Origin of the sequence: Pseudomonas sp. MB-090624 (assembly GCF_003205245.1) — a bacterium.
Classification (GTDB): domain Bacteria; phylum Pseudomonadota; class Gammaproteobacteria; order Pseudomonadales; family Pseudomonadaceae; genus Aquipseudomonas; species Aquipseudomonas juntendi.
Genome location: NZ_QJRK01000033.1, coordinates 1 through 19,460, shown reverse-complemented (window position 1 = coordinate 19,460; position 19,460 = coordinate 1). Strand labels below are relative to the sequence as shown.

Here is a 19,460-nt window from a genome sequence, read left to right as displayed (position 1 = left end):
GGTTCATGGCTCCCACCTCGAAAAAAGGCGAGCCATGAGCCTGCGCATGAACATCTTTGGCCGATACCAAGGCTTGGACGGCGACCACACCACCACAGGCGCCATCTGCATTGCCAGCCAGGCCAGGGGCCGTGTGCATGGCCGCAATTGGCTGCTGCTAGGCGACCCGACCACGCCCTGCCCGCTATGTGGGCAAGCGGGCACCATCGTCGAGGGCGAGTCCCGCTGGCGGCAGGACGGTATTCCCACGGCTCTGGACGGCGCACTGGTGCAATGCGGGTGCCCACAGGGCAGCAATCGCGTGGTTGCAGGTGGGGCTGCAACACCGGCGTCGCACAGGGCACCAGCACCTGAGCCTGTTCGTGAGGCACCCGCGCAGGCTCAGGCGCGTAGCCCGAGCAGAAGCACCTATCAGCCAGAAGTAGCTCAGCCTTCGCCCACTCCACAAGGCATGGAGCCTGGGTTCTACATCGTTCCGCGTTGCATGACGTATCAAGAAGTACTGGCTGAACTGGGCGCGCCGCAGGCCAACCTGCCTCGGTCAATTCTGGAGCGGCTGAACCCGACGCATCAGCGTGGGTTCAAGGCAGGTGAGATTTTTGTCATTGGTGATGGTTTGCGGCGGCCGGTATGTACGCGCGAAGAACTGTCTGCAATGAGTGCGGCGAAACAGGCTAGGGAAGCGTTAGCGGAACTGACGCCGGAGGAAGCCGAATTCTTGATGCGCCATCAGGCCGAGATCGCCGGGTTGCTCAGCGATGTGAGCCTGGCGATGGGGGTCAGCGAGGCGATGGTCGGCAAGTCGCTGGATGAACTCAGCGACATATTGCGAAAAATTGAAGACCTGCATAAAAATCAATTCATCAAACACGGGCATCTTAGGCACCCTGAATTTTTTGCAGAGCGTCAAAAACTATTTAAGCAATTGAGCTCAAATCTAAAGGCAACCGTTCTGAACAAGCGGCTCAATCTCGGTAATTATGAAAGTTTGCGTCGAGACTTGGGAATCTCGTCGAGAAGCTTGGTGCATCACTGGAGTAAGGCGGGAGGCCCGACACACATCCCCGGCTACTCGACACATTTGGATAAGCTGGCCAAGATGGCCAAATATTTAAAAGCCGGAGGATATATTGCCGTTGCTACCGGCGCGGGCGGATCTACACTAAAGATTTCTGAGGTATGCAAAGAGGGCAACACAAGTACCTGTAAAAAAGTCAGCGTTACCGAAGCAGGTAATTTCGCCGGTGGCTTAGCTGGTGGGTGGCTGGGAGGAAAGCTTGTAGGCGAAATCTCTGCGAAGATTTGCTGGAGAGCCGGCCCCTACGCCCTGGTATGCGGAGTAGTAATCACCGGTGGAGGCGCTTTGGCCGGTAGCATAGGTGGCATGGAGGCTGGCGAGGAGTTCGGCGAATTAATCTTCGAGGCCTTTGGAGATGATTGACCACCTTGACGTAAAACTAAGACTATTTCTGTTGGGCACTCCTATATTTCTCGCGTTAATCGGGCTTGCATCTGACCTTCACATCGCCTGCTCTCACCAATATAAAGAAATGACCTCAGCGCTCCAACGGAGCGCTTGCCTTCCATTTGCGACCAGCATGTGGGGAGAGAACAAAATAGGTTCCAGGATCCTAGTTATTTCTGTAATCGCTGGCACCATTGGTTCTCCCGCCTCAAGCATTCGCAGTGGGCTATTGGATGAGCAAGACCACTTACAATTCCCTAGAAAATTAAGAAGAAAAATACTTATCGCATCCTCGCTTAATACCATTGGCATTGTATGGGTAGCGGCATATTACCTAATGAAGCTAATAAAATGAGAACCACACTATGAACTCAGACCAGAAACACCATCCGGAATCGCTAACCACCTCACCCTGCAAAAAACCACAGCTTTATGTCGTTTCAATCTCAAAACTCATAATCATGACTTCCTTGTCCATGGGCCTGTACCTCTATTACTGGCACTATCGACACTGGTTATTCATCAGAGGTCAGCATGGCCTCTGACTCATCCCGCTGCTGCGTACAATATTCGGAGCTTTCACAATATTTTTCTTGATGAAAAAAATCGTCGCTCGCTGTACTGAAGCGAATCAGCCAGGAGAAAGGAGTGCCATCAGTGTCACTCTGATGCTTTACACACCTATCCTATTGATAGCGTGCTGGGAATTCTATGTATCCGAAAAGTTTTTTGATAGCCTGCCACTTTCCTTTTTCACCATGATTCCGATCATGCTCACACTCCTCTACACCACCTTTTTCTCAGTCGCAATGGTGCAAATACAACAGTCAGCCAATGTTTGCGAGGGTGATGGATGCGGGTTCGAAAATTCAAAAATAACTTGGGCAAATGTTGAATGCTTGATTATCTGCTGGATACCAATCACCGCTCTATTTGGTTTCATGTCGGCTTATTCGCCATTAATACAGTGACCCGCGTTGCCCAGCGTTGCATGAGGACTCACCGCGCCCCCACACTCCCACGGACATTGAGCATCTTTCAGGCTATGCACAAATCCTGTGGGAGCGGGTTCACCCGCGAAAGGGCCGGCCTTGCCGTCAAAAAAACATGCAGTCCAAATCTCTATCTCTTGTAGGGCTCTTCCTAACCCCTTCCCACCCCAAAACTACCCGCCCACAGCCTGCTAGGTTCCTGGCTCCCACCTTGAAAAGAGGCGAGCGGGCCTCTTGCCGGAAGTGTCGCAGACATGAACGCTGGGGAGTACATCGGCGAGGAGCCAAATGAATTTATCGAGCACGAATGATCATATGGAATTAATATGGCGCCTTGCCTTTGTCGCGACACCTTTTGCACTTGCACTGATCGGATTAGCAGCGAAAGCCATGAAATTATTCATGGCGACGACGTCATGCTTCATGATCATGATCGGACTGGCATTCTATATTCGCTTGGCGCAAGCGAAAACTCTAGAAAAAATGATTTCAGCACTACCAAGCAGTTACTGGCTGAAATTAAATATTGCCATATGGGGCAAACAAAATCTTCGCTCACGACTACAGTTAGTAGGCGTCGTATCTGCCATACTTTTTTGGCCAATAAAAAACCTGCACATCCGTCACAACAAACTAGACCAAAAAGATATTGACAACTTCCCGAAGCATTTAAGAACACAGCTACGAATCAGTAACTGGCTACTTTATCTAGGCGCAGCCTGGTTTGGCATAACTTACCTCATATACAGCTAGCTTCTGAGATGAGAGTCCGCCCAAATAAGTCATTCGAATATAAATGTCGAAAGACTGGGCGGCACCAGCTACACCGCTATTCGCGGGCACGCCCGCTCCCACAGGTGCTGCGCATAACTTGAACGAAGTACGATCCCTGTGGGAGCGGGCATGCCCGCGAATGGGCCGGCCCAGCCAATACAAAGGTCAGCGCATTTCGTCGGTCATGGATTTTCCTGATTGCTCATTGACCGCCTCTTCCGTTTCCACAGGAAGGGTGGCGGCTGTACACGGGGTGGAAACCCGAGTGCATTCAGGGAAAACTCGGTAGGCACAAGGCCTCCCGGGTACAGCCGCCATGAACGACATAACCTGAAATGCTTGCTGCAGGTTTCCACACCCGATCGCTGAACCGTCAACGACAGGCAAAGCCTAGAGGGCGCGATTTGCAGGAACAATCAGACGCGTGTCGACAGAGGTTGTAGGGTATTTCGCAGGGGGTGGAGTTTCCAGTGCTGAGACGTAGGAAGAGTCTGGAATTGTTGTAGGTTGCTGGGGCATGGCCGGGGACGGCATCAGGGCTCACAGGTGCTCGCCACAAGATCTTCAGCGTGTGTGAGACCGAGCGCCGAAGCGTTCGCCTCGACACATTCAGGGCCTGTGAGATCGAGCGCCGCCCGCGCACCTGGATCACCACGCCGCCCTGATGGGTGAACTTCAACCCGTTATCCACCAGGCACCCCAGGCAACGCGCCAGCTTGGGCCCGTCACCCAGTAACCCATCCGGCAAATCGGCCGGGATATCCAGGCTCAGGTACAGGCCCTCGGCCAATGCCTGGCCGGCATAACCGGCGCGCAGGCTCTGCAACAAAGTACGCAGGCTGAACGGCGCCGGCTGCGCCCGCAGGCGCCCCGCTTGCAGCTCGGACAGCGTAAGGATGGCATCGACCATGTCCATCATGCCTTGCGCCGAACCGACCGCTGTACGGTGGTACTGGGCCATCTCGCCTTCCATCGGCAAGGTATGCATCAACTCCAGCGAGCCAATCACCCCGTTCATCGGCGTGCGCAGTTCATGGGTCACACTGGCCAGAAATTCGTCCTTCAACCGGTTGCTCCTGGCCAGCTGCAGGTTCAATTGTTCCAGCGTACGGCCGGTTTCACGCAAGGCCTGCGCCTGCTGCTCGCGCAGGATGTTGATGCGGTCGGCCAGCGCCAGCGACAGCAGCGCCACCTCCAGTGCCGAACCCAGCTGGCTGGCATACATGGTGATGAACACGTTCGGCAGGTAGCCCAGCACCATCAGGGTGTTCACCAGGCCACCGAGCAGGAACGCCGTCCAGGCAATGATGAACCAACGCGCCAGGCGCAACCCGCGCCACCAGGCATACAGCCCGGCGCTGAACACGCTGACGGTGAACAGCAGCGCCAGCAGGGTGGCCATGCGCAGCGCCACCCCATAGGCCATGCTCACGGCCAGCACCATGACCGCCACGCCCCCCAGCATCAACAACTGCAATAGCCGATCGAAGCCCCGGCTGATACTGCCAAGCTGCAGGAAGTGGCGGGCGAACTGGCAGGCGAACAGCGCGGCAGCACCGATGCTCAGCGGTGTCGCGGCATTCGCCCACCATGGGCTGTCTGGCCAGAAGTAGGCTACACCGGCGCCATTCACCGACACCTGGTAAAGGCCGAACGAGGCGATATAGAGGATGTAGTAGAGGTAGCTGACGTCGCGCACGCTGAGGTAGATGAACAGGTTGTACACCAGCATCACCAGCAGCACGCCATAAATCATGCCCAGCACGTACAGGCGGGTCGGTTGCGCCTCGATGTAGGCCTCGGGGGCCCATAGCGCCAGCGGCGCCTGCACCGAGCCCTGGCTATGCAGCCGCAGGTAAGCGGTAGTCACCTGGCCGGGCGGCAGCGGCAGCTCGAACAGATAATTGCTCTGGCGCACCTGCCGGCTGTCGTAGGGCAAGGCATCGCCGGTGCGCTGGGCCAGGCGGTAGCCGCCATTGCCATCGGCCAGGTACAGCTCCAGATGATCCAGGGGCGGGTAGGCCAGTTCCAGCAGCCACTGCCGGGGCGCAGCACCGGGCGCCGCAACCGGGCGCAACTCGACCTTGAGCCAGAACACCGAAGTGGAATAACCGGCGTTCAGCACCTCATCTGGGTGGGGGCGGAAGTATCTGGCGAAGTCCGGGGCGCTGACTTGGGCGATGCTGCTACTGCCATCCGGGTCCTCATAAACCTGCATGACCTTGCCCAGCGGCAGGTGCCGGGTAGCCTCGTCGAAATCGACTGCGCCGGCCAGCACGGGCAGCATCCCCAGAAGCACAATCAGCAAATAGCGCATACAGCCCCAGCCTGGTCTGTGCAGTCGCGTCGCGGTTGCCTCCCATCCGTTTGAGACGACGTGATCCAGCAGAGTCCGTTTGTCGAGTTATCCAAGCACTCTAGCATAGCTGTAACCGCTGGCAATCGGCCATGCTAAAACGCGAACAAAGGCTTCTAAATCAATAGTTTGAGGGAAGATGCCAACCATAAGCTGACCATTCGATCAGTAAATCCGGTTTGTCGGACGATTCTCCCAAACAGGTTTGGTGGTAAGCTCGCCGACCATGAATACCTACAGCTCCCGCCCCGTTGTCCTCTGTCTCTCCGGCCACGACCCAAGTGGCGGCGCCGGCCTGCAGGCAGATATCGAAGCCCTGCTCGCCCAAGGCTGTCACGCTGCACCCGCCGTGACTGCCCTGACCGTGCAGGATACCGTCAATGTTTCCGACTTCCGGGTACTCGACCGCGAGTGGGTGCTGGCCCAGGCTAACGCCGTACTGGCCGACTCCACGGTTGCCGCGGTCAAGCTGGGCATGCTTGGCTCGATCGACATGGTCGACACCGTGGCCGAGCTGCTGGCCGCCCACCCGCACCTGCCGCTGGTCTGCGACCCGGTGCTGCGCGCCGGCGGCGGCGGCCGCCTGGGCAAGGATGAAGTAGGCTATGCCCTGCGCGAACGCCTGCTGCCGCTGGCGACCATCGCCACGCCGAACCTGCCTGAAGCACGCATTCTCGCCGAACTGCCCGAGGGCAGCGCCGATGCGTGTGCCGAGAAGCTCTTGCCGTTCTGCAAGCACCTGCTGATTACAGGCGGGCACGGCGACGAAGACGAAATCCACAACCGCCTGTACACCCAGAACGGCCAGCAATACACCTGGACCTGCCAGCGCCTGCCAGGCAGCTACCATGGCTCGGGGTGCACCCTGGCCAGCGCCCTGGCCGGCCGCCTGGCCTTGGGCGAGCAGCTGGAAAGTGCCGTACGCAGCGCCCTTGACTACACCTGGCGCACCCTGCGTGACGCCGAGCAGCTGGGCAAAGGCCAGTACGTGCCGCGCCGCCTGCCCCTGGACTTCTGCGCTTGAAACGAGGCTTTCCATGAAGCTACGTGGCCTGTATGCCATTACCGACAGTCAACTGCTTGCCAGCCGTTTCCTGTCTTATGTCGAAGCGGCGCTGGAAGGCGGCGTGTGCCTGCTGCAATACCGCGACAAAAGCGACGACGCAGCGCGCCGGCTGCGTGAAGCCGAAGCGCTGATGAAGCTGTGCGAGCGCTATGGCACGCGGCTGCTGATCAACGACGACGCCGAGCTGGCCGCGCGCCTGGGCGTCGGCGTGCACCTGGGCCAGACCGACGGCCCGCTGACCCCGGCCCGGGCCCTGCTCGGCCGCCAGGCGATCATCGGTTCCACCTGCCACGCCAGCCTCGCGCTGGCCGCCCAGGCCGCCAAGGAAGGTGCCAGCTACGTGGCCTTCGGCCGCTTCTTCAACTCCGTGACCAAGCCCGGCGCGCCTGCCGCCAGTATCGAGCTGCTGGAGCAGGCTCGCGCCCAAGTAAAGCTGCCGATCGCGGTGATCGGCGGCATTACCCTCGACAACGCCGCCCCGCTGGTCGCCCATGGCGCCGACCTGCTGGCGGTGATCCACGGCCTGTTCGGTGCCGACAGCGCGCAGGAAGTTACCCGCCGCGCCCGCGCCTTCAACGCCTTGTTCGCATCCTGATTCGAGAGATTCCCATGTCCCGTTCCGAAGCCCTGTTCGCCCAAGCCCAGAAGCACATCCCCGGCGGCGTCAACTCGCCGGTCCGCGCTTTCAAGAGCGTTGGCGGTACGCCGCTGTTCTTCAAGCATGCCGAGGGCGCCTACGTCGTTGACGAGGACGACAAGCGCTATGTCGATTACGTCGGCTCCTGGGGCCCGATGATCCTCGGCCACGGCCACCCCGAGGTGCTGGAATCGGTGCGCAGGCAGCTGCAGCACGGGCTGTCCTACGGTGCGCCAACGGCCATGGAAACCGAAATGGCCGACCTGGTCTGCTCGATCGTGCCGTCGATGGAAATGGTGCGCATGGTCAGCTCGGGCACTGAAGCCACCATGAGCGCCATCCGCCTGGCCCGTGGCTACACCGGTCGCGATGCCATCATCAAGTTCGAAGGCTGCTACCACGGCCACTCGGACAGCCTGCTGGTAAAAGCCGGCTCCGGCCTGCTGACCCAGGGCGTACCCAGCTCGGCGGGCGTGCCAGCCGACTTCGCCAAGCACACCCTGACCTTGCCGTTCAACGACATCGCTGCCGTCGAGAAGACCCTGGCCGAAGTTGGCCAGACCGTGGCCTGCATCATTGTCGAGCCAGTGGCCGGCAACATGAACTGCGTGCCACCGGCCCCGGGCTTCCTCGAAGGGCTGCGCGAGCAGTGCGACAAGCATGGCGTGGTGCTGATCTTCGACGAAGTGATGACTGGCTTCCGCGTTTCCCTGGGTGGCGCCCAGGGCCATTACGGCATCACCCCGGACCTGTCCACCTTCGGCAAGATCGTCGGCGGCGGCATGCCGGTCGGCTGCTTCGGCGGCAAGCGTGAAATCATGGGCTGCATCGCCCCGCTGGGCCCGGTCTACCAGGCCGGCACCCTGTCGGGCAACCCGCTGGCCATGGCCGCCGGCCTGACCACCCTGAAGCTGATCAGCCGCCCCGGCTTCCACGCCGAACTGACCGACTACACCAGCCGCATACTCGACGGCCTGCAACAGCGCGCCGATGCCGCCGGGGTGCCGTTCGTCACCACCCAGGCCGGTGCCATGTTCGGCCTGTACTTCAGCGGTGCCGACGATATCGTCACCTTCGATGACGTGATGGCCAGCGATGCCGAGCGCTTCAAGCGCTTCTTCCACCTGATGCTCGACGGTGGCGTGTACCTGGCACCGAGCGCGTTCGAGGCAGGCTTCACCTCCATCGCCCATGGCGACAAGGAGTTGCAGATCACCCTGGATGCGGCTGAAAAGGCGTTTGCTGCCCTGAAGTGATGCTTTGCCTGTACCGGGATCTTCGCGGGCTCACCCGCAAAGAGGCCGGTACAGGCAACAATTATTCATGCACAATCAGCTGACTTCCCCAACCAAGCAGAAATTCGAGTAAAACTTTGTAAGGTTGGCGCTGCTTATCCCATAATGTGCCACCAGAGACATTGGCCGCAGCTTTGCAGAGGTAAGTCGATCCCCATGAACCGCACCGGCCGCGCCCTGACCCTGGGCTGCCTGTTGCTTCTTCAGCCCCTGCTGGCCCTGGCGGAGGGCGGTAACTCGTTGCTCATTCCGGCAACGGGGCGCTGCACCTTGAACGTTCAGCCTGAAGACCTGGCAAACGCCCTCAAGGCCTGCGAGCAGACCGCCAGCGCGGGGGACGCCCAGGCGCAGTTCGAATTGGGCGAGTACTACTACACGCAAACCCCCAAGAACCTGAACAAAGCCCTGGACTGGTTCCAGAAAGCCTCGCTGCAAGGCCAGGCCGATGCCCAGTATCGCCTGGGGGCCATGTTCTTCCATGGCGAAGGGGTCAAGGCCAATAATGTGCAGGCGTACATCCTGCTGAAAATGGCCGCGGTCAACGGTGCCGAAGACGCGCTGGACATGGCCGACGAAGTCACCGAGCAAATGCCTCGCGACGACCTGGAGCATGCCACCCAGGTGCTCGGCCAGATTTTCCGCAAATACCTGCTGGAACTGCAGAACGCCGAAGGGCGCACGCCGTTCTCACCGTTGCCCTGACCGCCAGTACGCCAGCATGGGTACACACGCCCGGTGCAGGGCGAACATACCCTTGATCGTTTCAGTGCTTTCGCCACTGCCATTCAAGGGTTATTCTTGAGTTCAACTCCATTGCCGTCGAGCGGCTAAAAACGACCTTGAACGCACCCATAGAACCCCATCGTTTCATCCTCGAACCATTCGAGGCCAACCGTTTCGCCAACTTGTGCGGCCAGTTCGACGAGCACCTGCGCCTGATCGAACAGCGCCTGGCCATCGAAATACGCAACCGTGGCAATCAGTTCGAACTGATCGGCGAACCCAAGACAACCTCTGCGGCCGAACAGCTGCTGCGCCGTCTCTACCGTGAGACCAAGGCCACTGACCTGTCACCGGAAACCGTGCACCTGTACCTGCAGGAGTCGGCCGTCGAGCACATCGACAACCCGGCCGTCAACGAAGTCAGCGTGTCGCTGCGCACCCGCAAGGGCAATATCCGCCCGCGTGGTCTGAACCAGCAGCGCTACGTCAAGGAAATCCTCGCCAACGACATCAACTTCGGCATCGGCCCGGCCGGTACCGGCAAGACGTACCTGGCAGTGGCCTGCGCCGTGGATGCACTGGAGCGCGAGCAGGTGCGCCGTATCCTGCTGGTACGCCCGGCGGTCGAGGCAGGCGAAAAGCTTGGCTTCCTGCCTGGCGACCTGGCGCAGAAGATCGACCCGTACCTGCGCCCGCTGTATGACGCCTTGTACGAAATGCTCGGCTTCGAGCACGTGGCCAAGCTGATCGAGCGCCAGGTCATCGAGATCGCCCCGCTGGCGTACATGCGCGGCCGCACCCTGAACAACAGCTTCATCATCCTCGACGAAAGCCAGAACACCACGCTCGAGCAGATGAAAATGTTCCTGACCCGTATTGGCTTCGGCTCTACCGCGGTGATCACCGGCGACATCACCCAGGTCGACCTGCCCCGTGGCACCAAGTCGGGCCTGGCACACGTCATCGAAGTATTGCGGGACGTGCCGGGTATCAGTTTCACCCACTTCCAGCCCAAAGACGTGGTTCGTCATCCACTGGTGCAGCGTATCGTCGAGGCCTATGACCGCTTCGATGCCCGCCAGGCCAAGCCTGAGGCACCCGGCAAAGATGCTTGAACTCGACATTCAACGGGCCACCGATGCCGCTGCCCCGGGCGACGAGGACTTCCGCCGTTGGTGTGAGCTGGCCTTGCGCCAGCGCAGCGCCGACTCGGAAATGACCATTCGCCTGGTCGACGAAGCCGAAGGCCGTGAGCTGAACCACACCTACCGGCACAAGGACTACGCGACCAACGTGCTGTCGTTCCCTGCCGATGTACCCGATGACCTGCTCGATATCCCGCTACTGGGCGACCTGGTCATCTGCGTGGCGGTGGTGGAGCGCGAAGCGGCCGAACAAGGCAAGGCGCTGAACGCGCATTGGGCCCACTTGGTCATCCACGGTTGCCTGCACCTGCTTGGCTACGACCACATCGACGATGAGGAAGCCGAGGAGATGGAAGGCCTGGAACGAGAATTGCTGGCAGAACTGGGTCACCCCGACCCCTATGCCGATGATGAAACCGACACCCTCACACACTGATACACGAAGGATCACGAGAACCGCCATGAGCGAAGATCGATCGAGCAACGGGCAGAAGTCCTGGCTGGGTAAACTGACCCAGGCTTTTGCCCATGAGCCGAAAAACCGCCAGGAGCTGCTGGAGCTGCTGCGCGAAGCCCATCAGAACAAACTGCTGGACAGCGAGGCGCTGACCATTGTCGAAGGCGCCATCCAGGTCGCCGACCTGCAGGTGCGCGACATCATGGTCCCGCGCTCGCAGATGATCAGCATCAAGGCCAGCCAGTCGCCGCGCGAATTCCTGCCGGCGGTGATCGACGCCGCGCACTCGCGCTACCCGGTGATCGGCGAAAGCCATGACGATGTGCTCGGGATCCTGCTCGCCAAGGACCTGCTGCCGCTCATCCTCAAAGAGAACGGCGACAGCTTCAATATCAAGGACTTGCTGCGCCCGGCCACCTTCGTGCCCGAGTCCAAGCGCCTGAACGTGCTGTTGCGCGAGTTCCGTGCCAACCACAACCACATGGCCGTGGTCATCGACGAATATGGCGGCGTGGCCGGCCTGGTCACCATCGAGGATGTGCTGGAGCAGATCGTTGGCGATATCGAGGACGAGCACGATGTCGAGGAAGACAGCTACATCAAGCCGCTGCCCAGCGGTGACTTCCTGGTCAAGGCGCTGACCCCGATCGAAAACTTCAACGAGTTCTTCGACAGCGAGTTCTCCGATGACGAGTTCGACACCGTCGGCGGCCTGGTGATGAGTGCCTTTGGCCACCTGCCCAAGCGTAACGAAACCACCGAGATCGGCGCCTACAAGTTCCGTATTCTCAACGCCGACAGCCGGCGGATACACTTGCTGCGCCTGACCCCGATCAACCGTTAAGGACAAACATGCGTTGGATCACCCGCCCCGGCTGGCCCGGTAACCTGCTGGCCCTGGCGGCCGGCGCATCCACCCTCCTGGCCCTGGCACCGTTCGATATCTGGCCGCTGGCCTTGCTATCGATCGCCCTGCTCTACCTGGGCCTGCGCGAGCTCAGCCCGCGCCAGGCCATGTGGCGTGGCTGGTGGTTCGGGTTTGGCCTGTACGGCGCGGGCACCTGGTGGATCTACGTCAGCATGACCACCTACGGCGGCGCCTCGCCGTTGCTGGCGATCGTGCTGTTGTTGGCATTTTTCGCCGCCCTGGCGTGGTTCTTCGCCCTGCCCACCTGGTTGTGGGCGCGCTGGTTGCGGCGCAACGAAGCGCCGCTGGCCGACGCCTTGTGTTTCGCCGCCCTGTGGCTGCTGCAGGAAGCTTTCCGCGGCTGGTTCCTGACCGGTTTTCCCTGGCTCTACGCCGGTTACAGCCAGCTCGACGGGCCGTTGGCAGGCCTTGCCCCGCTGGGTGGCGTATGGCTGGTTTCCTTCGCCCTGGCCCTCACTGCCGGCCTGCTGTGCAACCTGCACCGCCTGCGCGCGCGCCCTTCGTTCCTGGCCATTGCCGCGGTGCTGTTGCTGGCGCCCTGGGCCTTGGGCCTGGCACTCAAAGGCCATGCCTGGACAAAGCCGGCTGGCGACCCGCTGAAAGTGGCGGCCATACAGGGCAACGTCGAACAGGACCTGAAATGGGACCCGGCGCACATCGATGCACAACTGGCGCTGTACCGTGACCTGAGCTTCAGTTCCAAGCCAGTGGACCTGCTGGTGTGGCCCGAAACCGCGGTGCCGGTGCTCAAGGACCAGGCCCAGGGCTACATCGATGTGATGGGCCGCTTTGCCGCCGAACGGCATTCGGCGCTGATCACCGGCGTACCGGTACGCGAAGAGGTGCATCACCAGCGCCGCTACTACAACGGTATCACGGTGGCCGGCGAAGGCGATGGCACCTACCTCAAGCAGAAACTGGTGCCGTTTGGCGAGTATGTGCCGCTGCAGGACATGCTGCGTGGCGCCATCGAGTTCTTCAACCTGCCCATGTCGGACTTTGCCCGCGGCCCGGAAGACCAGCCACTGCTGCAGGCCAAGGGTTACCAGATTGCCCCGTACATCTGCTACGAAGTGGTCTACCCGGAATTCGCTGCAGGGCTGGCGGCGCGTAGCGACCTGCTGCTGACCATCAGCAACGACACCTGGTTCGGCACCTCGATCGGCCCGCTGCAGCACCTGCAGATGGCGCAGATGCGTGCGTTGGAAGCCGGCCGCTGGATGATCCGCGCCACCAACAATGGTGTGACCGCGCTGATCGACCCGTTCGGCCGTATCACCACGCAGGTACCACAATTCCAGCAGGCGGTAATGTATGGCGAAGTGGTGCCGATGCAGCAGCTCACGCCTTACCTGCAATGGCGTTCGTGGCCGCTGGCGATTGTCTGTGTGCTGCTGCTGGGCTGGGCATTGCTGGCCGGGCGCATAGCCAAAACTGTCTAACCGGCATTACACGGTCTCTGTAGGAGCGGGCTGGCCCGCGAACACCGGCGGAGCCGGTGCCAGACACCGCGTCGCCTGCTTCGCGGGCACGCCCGCTCCCACAATGAATCGCGCAGGCTCGTCAAATTTGGAGAAAGACAGTTGTTCCGACAAGGAACCGCGCAAACCTGAATTCAATAGAACACCCGGTACCCCACCAGCCCCACCACCTCATTAAGCAACTGCCCGCTCTGCCACATCGCCCGGCTTTCCGGCAGCAACCCGCCAAACGGCCGCGCATGCTCGCGCCCAAGGAACCCCACCGGCGCCGGCACCACCTCGAACCCTGCCTGTTCGAAGCTCCAGCGCGAACGCTGCATGTGCCAGGCCTGGGTGACCACCACCACACGGCGAATCCCCAGCGGCTGCAGTACCTTGGCCGACAGCTGGGCGTTCTCCCAGGTGGTGCGGCTGGCCTCTTCGCGCCACCTCACCTCGACCGCGAAATCCTCACGCAGGCGATCGGCCATCAACCGCGCCTCACTCGGCGGCGTGCCATAGTGCAGCCCGCCACTGGTCAGCACCGGCAAACCGGAGGCCTTGGCCAGCCGCGCGGCAAACCGCATGCGCTCCAGCGCCGTGGCCGTGGGCTGGTCACTGCCGCCCCAGGCCGGGTCGCCACGTTCACGGCCCGCGCCCAGCACCACGATGGCGTCTGCCCGCCCTGCCAGGCCCGCCCAGTCGCCCACGGCCAGTGGCGGCTCGGTCTCCAGCACGCGGGCCGTTTCCTGCACCACCAGCGGCAAGCTCATCAGCCACAAGCCACCCAGCCCCACGCCAAAACACAGCGCCGCCAGCCGTGGCCGGCGCGCACGCCACCACCATGCGGCAAGCAGCAACAGGAACAAGATGCCCGGCGGCATCAGCCATTGTTTGATGAAAAATCGTATGGGCATCGGCCACACCTCCTTGGCAGGCGTGCAGCCTAAAAGGATCGGCACCGGTCAACAAGGTAGGGCCGGTGCCGATCGCAAGCTGTATGAATGATGAATGACCGTGGCGCGGTGGCCTGCGCCGGGCGCCCTGAACGACTAGCGCTGGCGCAGCGTTCTGGAACTGGCCGCAGTGGCAGCGCGCTTCTGGTCCTTGAGCCAGATAATCTTGGCTGATGCCGGCTCCGCTTGTGGGTAACTGCCGACAGCAGCATTACGGCGCCCCGGAAGGGCTTCCAGGTAGGCCTTGATCACTTCGAACTCTGCGTGGCTGAGGCCACGCAACTCCAGCTCGGCTGGCATCTCGTCGCGCAATCGCACAGAGGTCCTGGCGCTTTCGAGTGCCAGGCCAAGCCGGTCGATCAGGCGCTCGTAAAGCTCCGGTCTGATTGCGGGTAGCTGCGTCTCTCCCATCCGTTCACCTCATTGAAGATAAGAATATCTCCCCCCACACCAGAGCTTAGCGTCGTTGCAAAAAGCAGCCGGGTGCAGCGACCAGCGGCCATTCGCAACGAAGGTTTCCCACGATACGCAGCGCTGCTGTATGCTACGGCGTTCACTCTAAATGACACCGGAGTGCCGGACGCAGCGAGGTTCCGCTGCCTGGAACAAGGTCTCTTCCCTCTCAGCAAAAAGTAGCCATGCACGAACAATACACGCCCCGTGATATCGAAGCCGCCGCCCAGAACTTCTGGGACGAGCAACAATCGTTCGCTGTTACCGAACAGCCAGGCAAGGACACCTACTACTGCCTGTCGATGTTCCCGTACCCGAGCGGCAAGCTACACATGGGCCACGTGCGCAACTACACCATCGGTGACGTGATTGCCCGCTACCAGCGCATGCTGGGCAAGAACGTGCTGCAGCCGATGGGCTGGGACGCTTTCGGCATGCCCGCGGAAAACGCGGCGATGAAGAACAACGTCGCCCCGGCCAAGTGGACGTACGAAAACATCGAGTACATGAAGACCCAGCTCAAGAGCCTGGGCCTGGCCATCGACTGGGCACGTGAAGTGACCACCTGCAAGCCTGACTACTACCGTTGGGAGCAGTGGCTGTTCACCCGCCTGTTCGAGAAAGGCATCATCTACCGCAAGAACGGTACCGTGAACTGGGACCCGGCAGACCAGACCGTACTGGCCAACGAGCAGGTCATCGACGGCCGCGGCTGGCGTTCCGGCGCGCTGATCGAAAAGCGCGAAATCCCGATGTACTACTTCCGCATCACCGACTACGCCGATGAGCTGCTGGAAAGCCTCGACGAACTGCCGGGCTGGCCTGAGCAGGTCAAGACCATGCAGCGCAACTGGATCGGCAAGTCACGCGGCATGGAAGTCCAGTTCCCCTACGACCAGGCCAGCATCGGCCACGCCGGCACGCTCAAGGTCTTCACCACCCGCCCCGACACGCTGATGGGTGCCACCTACGTCGCCGTCGCCGCCGAGCACCCGCTGGCCACCCAGGCTGCCCAGGGCAACCCGGCGCTGCAGGCGTTCATCGAAGAATGCAAGGCCGGCAGCGTTGCCGAAGCCGACATGGCCACCCAGGAGAAGAAGGGCATGGCCACTTCCCTGCTGGTGGAGCACCCGCTGACGGGCGAGAAGCTGCCGGTCTGGGTCGCCAACTACGTGCTCATGCACTACGGCGATGGCGCGGTAATGGCGGTGCCGGCTCACGACGAGCGCGACTTCGAGTTCGCCCGCAAGTACAACCTGCCGGTCAAGGCCGTAGTACGCACCAGTGCGGGCGATGAAGTCGGCAACGAGTGGCAGGACGCCTATGGCGAGCACGGCCAACTGATCAACTCCGCCGAGTTCGACGGCCTGGACTTTGCCGGCGCCTTCGACGCCATCGAAGCAGCCCTGATCCGCAAGGACCTGGGCAAATCGCGCACCCAGTTCCGCCTGCGCGACTGGGGTATCAGCCGCCAGCGCTACTGGGGCTGCCCGATCCCGATCATCCACTGCCCGTCCTGCGGCGACGTGCCCGTGCCAGAAGACCAGTTGCCGGTGACCCTGCCGGAGAACGTGGTGCCCGATGGTGCCGGCTCGCCACTGGCGCGCATGCCAGAATTCTACGAGTGCAGCTGCCCGAAATGCGGCGCTGCGGCCAAGCGCGAAACCGACACCATGGACACCTTCGTCGAGTCGTCCTGGTACTTCGCCCGCTACGCCTCGCCGAACTACGAAGGTGGCATGGTCGACCCGAAAGCGGCCAACCACTGGCTGCCGGTCGACCAGTACATCGGCGGTATAGAACACGCCATCCTGCACCTGCTGTATGCGCGCTTCTTCCACAAGCTGATGCGTGACGAAGGCCTGGTCACCTCGAACGAGCCGTTCAAGAACCTGCTGACCCAGGGTATGGTCGTGGCCGAAACCTACTACCGCGTTGCCAGCAACGGCGGCAAGGACTGGTTCAACCCGGCCGATGTCGAGATCGAACGCGATGCCAAGGCCAAGATCATTGGCGCACGCCTGAAGACCGACGGCCTGCCAGTGGAAATCGGCGGCACCGAGAAGATGTCCAAGTCGAAGAACAACGGCGTCGATCCGCAGTCGATGATCGACCAGTACGGCGCCGATACCTGCCGCCTGTTCATGATGTTCGCCTCGCCACCTGACGCGAGCCTGGAATGGTCCGACTCCGGCGTCGAAGGCGCCAGCCGCTTCCTGCGCCGTGTTTGGCGCCTGGCCCAGGCACACGTTGCCCAAGGCCTGCCGGGCAAGCTGGATGTCGCCGCCCTGGACGACGCACAGAAGGTCATTCGCCGCGCCATTCACGCCGCCATCAAGCAGGCCAGCACCGACGTCGGCCAGTTCCACAAATTCAACACCGCCATCGCCCAGGTGATGACCGTGATGAACGTGCTGGAAAAAGCCCCGCAAGCCACGGCGCAAGACCGCGCCCTGCTGCACGAAGGCCTGGAAGCCGTGACCCTGCTGCTGGCGCCGATCACCCCGCACATCTCCCACGAGCTGTGGAAGCAGCTGGGCCATGATCAGGCCGTGATCGACGCTGGCTGGCCAGCGGTCGACGAAGCCGCGCTGGTGCAGGACACCGTCACCCTGGTGGTGCAGGTCAATGGCAAACTGCGCGGGCAGGTCGAAATGCCGGCCGCCGCCAGCCGCGAAGAAATCGAAGCCGCCGCGCGCAGCAACGAGAACGTCCTGCGCTTCATCGACGGCCTGGCCATTCGCAAGGTCATCGTGGTACCGGGCAAGCTGGTCAACATCGTCGCCAACTGATGGCAACGCCCGCCCGCAGCCACTGCGGGCGGGCGGAACAGGCCCACAAGGGAGCAACAACATGATCAAACGCAATTTGCTGGTAATTGGCCTGGCGGTCATGCTCAGCGCCTGCGGTTTCCAGCTGCGCGGTACTGGCACCAACGAGCTGAGCATCAAGGAAATGGACGTCAGTGCGCGTGACGCGTACGGGCCTACCGTGACCGAACTGCGCCAGGTGCTCAAGAACAGTGGCGTCAATGTGCACACCGGTGCGCCGTACCGCCTGGTATTGACCAACGAACAGCAGCGCGAGCGCTCGGCCAGCTACAACAGCGGTAACCGCACTGCCGAGTACGAGCTGACCACCCAGCTCGACTACAGCATCCAGGGCTTGAACAACCTTGAACTGCTGAGTGACAAGCTGGAAGTGCGCAAGGTGTATGTGCGCGATGCCTCGAACATCACCGGTTCCGAGCAGGAAGCTGCCCGGTCCCGCCTGGAAATGCGCCGTGACCTGGTCAACGCCATGGTCGTGCGCCTGCAGCAACTGACCCCGGCCCAGCTGGACGAGCTGCAGCAAAAAGCCGATCAGCGTGCCCAGGCTGAAGCGGCCGCCCTTGAGGCCGCACGCCGCCAGCAGGCGGAAACGCCGCAGCAGTCGCCCCTGGAAGTACCGGGCAACTAAGCCCGTGCGGGGTGCCTTCGGGTGCCCCGCCTACTGCCCATGAAGCTCGCCCCCGCCCAACTCAACAAGCACCTGCAAGGCGCCTTGGCCCCGGTCTACGTGGTCAGCGGTGACGACCCGCTGCTGTGCCAGGAAGCCGCCGACGCCATCCGCCAAGCTGCGCGCCAGCAAGGTTTCGACGAGCGCCAGGTCTTCAGTGCCGACACCAACTTCGACTGGGGCACCCTGCTCCAGGCCGGTGCCAGCCTGTCCCTGTTCGCCCAGCGGCGCCTGCTGGAACTTCGCCTGCCCTCGGGCAAGCCGGGTGACAAGGGCGCTGCAGCGCTGATGGAATACTGCGCCAACCCCGCCGAAGACACCCTGCTGCTGGTCAGCCTGCCCAAGCTCGACGGCAGCGCGCAGAAGACCAAGTGGGGCAAGGCGTTGATCGAAGGTGCCCACTGCCAGTTCATCCAGATCTGGCCGGTGGATGCGCACCAACTGCCGCAATGGATCAACCAGCGCCTGCAGCAGGCCGGCCTGTCGGCGCAGCGTGACGCTGTCGACCTGATTGCCGCGCGCGTAGAAGGCAACCTGCTGGCTGCCGCGCAGGAAATCGAAAAGCTCAAGCTGTTGGCCGAAGGCAACCAGATCACCGTCGAAACCGTGCAGTCGGCTGTCGCTGACAGCGCCCGGTTCGACGTTTTCGGGCTGGTAGACGCCATTCTCAACGGTGAAGCTGCACATGCCCTGCGCATGCTCGAAGGCTTGCGCGGTGAGGGGGTCGAGCCCCCGGTGGTTCTCTGGGCCCTGGCGCGTGAGCTGCGCCAGCTCGCCGGCCTGGCCCAGCAATTCAGCCAGGGCGTGCCGCTGGACAAGGCGTTCAGCCAGGCGCGCCCACCGGTCTGGGATAAGCGCCGGCCGTTGGTCAGCAAGGCCTTGCAGCGCCTCTCGGCGCAGCGCTGGGCGCAACTGCTGCAGGATGCCCAGCGTATCGATGCGCAAATCAAGGGCCAGGCCGAGGGTTCGCCGTGGACGGGCTTGGCGCGGTTGGCATTGCTGATGGCCGGTCAGCGCCTGGCGCTACCCCCTCTATAACGGTCACAGGCCCTATCGCGGGCAAGCCAGCCACAGGGTGCGCGTCAGGGCTGTCGGTGTTTGCCACAAGTTATGCAGCGCCTGTGAAACCGAGCGCCGCCCGCGCGGCGCAATCGCGAGCTGCGCTCGCTCCTACGTTTGTTTCGGGCCAGTAACGCCTGTGACAGGCGCGCGCGGCCGCCTTGTTTGTACGGCGCGATATTGAGGCATGCACCAA

Annotated in this window: 17 protein-coding genes; 14 read left to right on the top strand and 3 right to left on the bottom strand. The window is 61.8% G+C overall.

The genetic code is table 11. From position 1 onward, the window contains the following. Positions 1-34 precede the first annotated feature (34 nt). From DMX12_RS18405 to DMX12_RS29150, 3 genes are all read left to right on the top strand, one after another. The gene (locus DMX12_RS18405) at positions 35-1,441 is read left to right on the top strand and encodes a PAAR domain-containing protein (protein ID WP_110679087.1); all 1,407 of its coding nucleotides are present in this window, start codon (positions 35-37) and stop codon (positions 1,439-1,441) included. A gap of 620 nt (positions 1,442-2,061) precedes the next feature. Beyond that, a complete protein-coding gene (locus DMX12_RS18395) occupies positions 2,062-2,436 on the top strand; it encodes a hypothetical protein (protein ID WP_232108581.1) in 375 nt (124 codons plus the stop codon). 309 nt (positions 2,437-2,745) lie between these two features. Further along, a complete protein-coding gene (locus DMX12_RS29150; RefSeq protein ID WP_146226850.1) occupies positions 2,746-3,210 on the top strand; it encodes a hypothetical protein in 465 nt (154 codons plus the stop codon). A gap of 394 nt (positions 3,211-3,604) precedes the next feature. On the opposite strand, the gene DMX12_RS18385 is transcribed toward DMX12_RS29150, so the two are convergent. Next, positions 3,605-5,548 carry a hybrid sensor histidine kinase/response regulator gene (locus tag DMX12_RS18385; protein WP_256598912.1) on the bottom strand — a complete coding sequence of 648 codons (1,944 nt, stop codon included), beginning with the start codon at positions 5,546-5,548 and terminating at the stop codon, positions 3,605-3,607. 265 nt (positions 5,549-5,813) lie between these two features. Between DMX12_RS18385 and DMX12_RS18380 the strand changes: the two genes are divergently transcribed. The 8 genes from DMX12_RS18380 to lnt all read left to right on the top strand — a co-directional run bounded on the left by DMX12_RS18380 (position 5,814) and on the right by lnt (position 13,280). After that, positions 5,814-6,611, top strand: a complete 798-nt coding sequence (locus DMX12_RS18380; protein WP_029884760.1) for a hydroxymethylpyrimidine/phosphomethylpyrimidine kinase — start codon at positions 5,814-5,816, stop codon at positions 6,609-6,611. A 13-nt stretch (positions 6,612-6,624) separates the two neighbouring features. Beyond that, positions 6,625-7,248, top strand: coding sequence for a thiamine phosphate synthase (thiE, locus tag DMX12_RS18375; protein ID WP_110679085.1), 624 nt, complete (start codon positions 6,625-6,627; stop codon positions 7,246-7,248). Between the two features lie 14 nt (positions 7,249-7,262). Further along, positions 7,263-8,546 carry a glutamate-1-semialdehyde 2,1-aminomutase gene (gene hemL, locus DMX12_RS18370; protein WP_110679084.1) on the top strand — a complete coding sequence of 428 codons (1,284 nt, stop codon included), beginning with the start codon at positions 7,263-7,265 and terminating at the stop codon, positions 8,544-8,546. 195 nt (positions 8,547-8,741) lie between these two features. After that, the gene (locus DMX12_RS18365; RefSeq protein WP_029884758.1) at positions 8,742-9,287 is read left to right on the top strand and encodes a tetratricopeptide repeat protein; all 546 of its coding nucleotides are present in this window, start codon (positions 8,742-8,744) and stop codon (positions 9,285-9,287) included. Between the two features lie 137 nt (positions 9,288-9,424). Beyond that, positions 9,425-10,423, top strand: coding sequence for a PhoH family protein (locus DMX12_RS18360; RefSeq protein WP_009685398.1), 999 nt, complete (start codon positions 9,425-9,427; stop codon positions 10,421-10,423). Continuing rightward, the gene (ybeY, locus tag DMX12_RS18355) at positions 10,416-10,889 is read left to right on the top strand and encodes an rRNA maturation RNase YbeY (protein ID WP_054911688.1); all 474 of its coding nucleotides are present in this window, start codon (positions 10,416-10,418) and stop codon (positions 10,887-10,889) included. Before DMX12_RS18360 ends, ybeY begins: the two co-directional genes overlap by 8 nt. 25 nt (positions 10,890-10,914) lie before the next feature. Then, complete coding sequence (locus tag DMX12_RS18350) at positions 10,915-11,754, top strand: HlyC/CorC family transporter (protein WP_009685396.1); 840 nt, start codon at positions 10,915-10,917, stop codon at positions 11,752-11,754. A gap of 8 nt (positions 11,755-11,762) precedes the next feature. After that, complete coding sequence (gene lnt, locus DMX12_RS18345) at positions 11,763-13,280, top strand: apolipoprotein N-acyltransferase (RefSeq protein WP_110679083.1); 1,518 nt, start codon at positions 11,763-11,765, stop codon at positions 13,278-13,280. Between the two features lie 173 nt (positions 13,281-13,453). Here lnt and DMX12_RS18340 read toward each other — a convergent pair whose 3' ends face one another. Next, entirely contained in the window at positions 13,454-14,215 is a 762-nt protein-coding gene (locus tag DMX12_RS18340) for a YdcF family protein (RefSeq protein WP_110679082.1), read from the bottom strand. Between the two features lie 135 nt (positions 14,216-14,350). Then, positions 14,351-14,665 carry a hypothetical protein gene (locus DMX12_RS18335; RefSeq protein ID WP_009685393.1) on the bottom strand — a complete coding sequence of 105 codons (315 nt, stop codon included), beginning with the start codon at positions 14,663-14,665 and terminating at the stop codon, positions 14,351-14,353. Positions 14,666-14,892: 227 nt separating this feature from the next. Here DMX12_RS18335 and leuS point away from each other — a divergent pair, with 227 nt between their 5' ends. The 3 genes from leuS (at position 14,893) to holA (ending at position 19,243) form a co-directional block, all read left to right on the top strand. Beyond that, positions 14,893-17,499, top strand: coding sequence for a leucine--tRNA ligase (gene leuS, locus DMX12_RS18330; protein ID WP_054905914.1), 2,607 nt, complete (start codon positions 14,893-14,895; stop codon positions 17,497-17,499). A gap of 61 nt (positions 17,500-17,560) precedes the next feature. Continuing rightward, complete coding sequence (lptE, locus tag DMX12_RS18325; protein ID WP_110679081.1) at positions 17,561-18,166, top strand: LPS assembly lipoprotein LptE; 606 nt, start codon at positions 17,561-17,563, stop codon at positions 18,164-18,166. 39 nt (positions 18,167-18,205) lie between these two features. After that, positions 18,206-19,243 (top strand): DNA polymerase III subunit delta, encoded by a 1,038-nt coding sequence (gene holA / locus DMX12_RS18320; protein ID WP_110679080.1) that lies wholly within the window; start codon positions 18,206-18,208, stop codon positions 19,241-19,243. Positions 19,244-19,460: the final 217 nt, after the last annotated feature.

What these genes read in the sequence shown, in the direction of transcription:
- DMX12_RS18405 (WP_110679087.1), top strand. Translation starts at nt 35, where the DNA reads ATGAGCCTGCGCATGAACATCTTTGGCCGATACCAAGGCTTGGACGGC.
- DMX12_RS18395 (WP_232108581.1), top strand. Translation starts at nt 2,062, where the DNA reads ATGAAAAAAATCGTCGCTCGCTGTACTGAAGCGAATCAGCCAGGAGAA.
- DMX12_RS29150 (WP_146226850.1), top strand. Translation starts at nt 2,746, where the DNA reads ATGAATTTATCGAGCACGAATGATCATATGGAATTAATATGGCGCCTT.
- DMX12_RS18385 (WP_256598912.1), bottom strand. Translation starts at nt 5,548, where the DNA reads ATGCGCTATTTGCTGATTGTGCTTCTGGGGATGCTGCCCGTGCTGGCC.
- DMX12_RS18380 (WP_029884760.1), top strand. Translation starts at nt 5,814, where the DNA reads ATGAATACCTACAGCTCCCGCCCCGTTGTCCTCTGTCTCTCCGGCCAC.
- thiE (WP_110679085.1), top strand. Translation starts at nt 6,625, where the DNA reads ATGAAGCTACGTGGCCTGTATGCCATTACCGACAGTCAACTGCTTGCC.
- hemL (WP_110679084.1), top strand. Translation starts at nt 7,263, where the DNA reads ATGTCCCGTTCCGAAGCCCTGTTCGCCCAAGCCCAGAAGCACATCCCC.
- DMX12_RS18365 (WP_029884758.1), top strand. Translation starts at nt 8,742, where the DNA reads ATGAACCGCACCGGCCGCGCCCTGACCCTGGGCTGCCTGTTGCTTCTT.
- ybeY (WP_054911688.1), top strand. Translation starts at nt 10,416, where the DNA reads ATGCTTGAACTCGACATTCAACGGGCCACCGATGCCGCTGCCCCGGGC.
- DMX12_RS18350 (WP_009685396.1), top strand. Translation starts at nt 10,915, where the DNA reads ATGAGCGAAGATCGATCGAGCAACGGGCAGAAGTCCTGGCTGGGTAAA.
- lnt (WP_110679083.1), top strand. Translation starts at nt 11,763, where the DNA reads ATGCGTTGGATCACCCGCCCCGGCTGGCCCGGTAACCTGCTGGCCCTG.
- DMX12_RS18340 (WP_110679082.1), bottom strand. Translation starts at nt 14,215, where the DNA reads ATGCCCATACGATTTTTCATCAAACAATGGCTGATGCCGCCGGGCATC.
- DMX12_RS18335 (WP_009685393.1), bottom strand. Translation starts at nt 14,665, where the DNA reads ATGGGAGAGACGCAGCTACCCGCAATCAGACCGGAGCTTTACGAGCGC.
- leuS (WP_054905914.1), top strand. Translation starts at nt 14,893, where the DNA reads ATGCACGAACAATACACGCCCCGTGATATCGAAGCCGCCGCCCAGAAC.
- lptE (WP_110679081.1), top strand. Translation starts at nt 17,561, where the DNA reads ATGATCAAACGCAATTTGCTGGTAATTGGCCTGGCGGTCATGCTCAGC.
- holA (WP_110679080.1), top strand. Translation starts at nt 18,206, where the DNA reads ATGAAGCTCGCCCCCGCCCAACTCAACAAGCACCTGCAAGGCGCCTTG.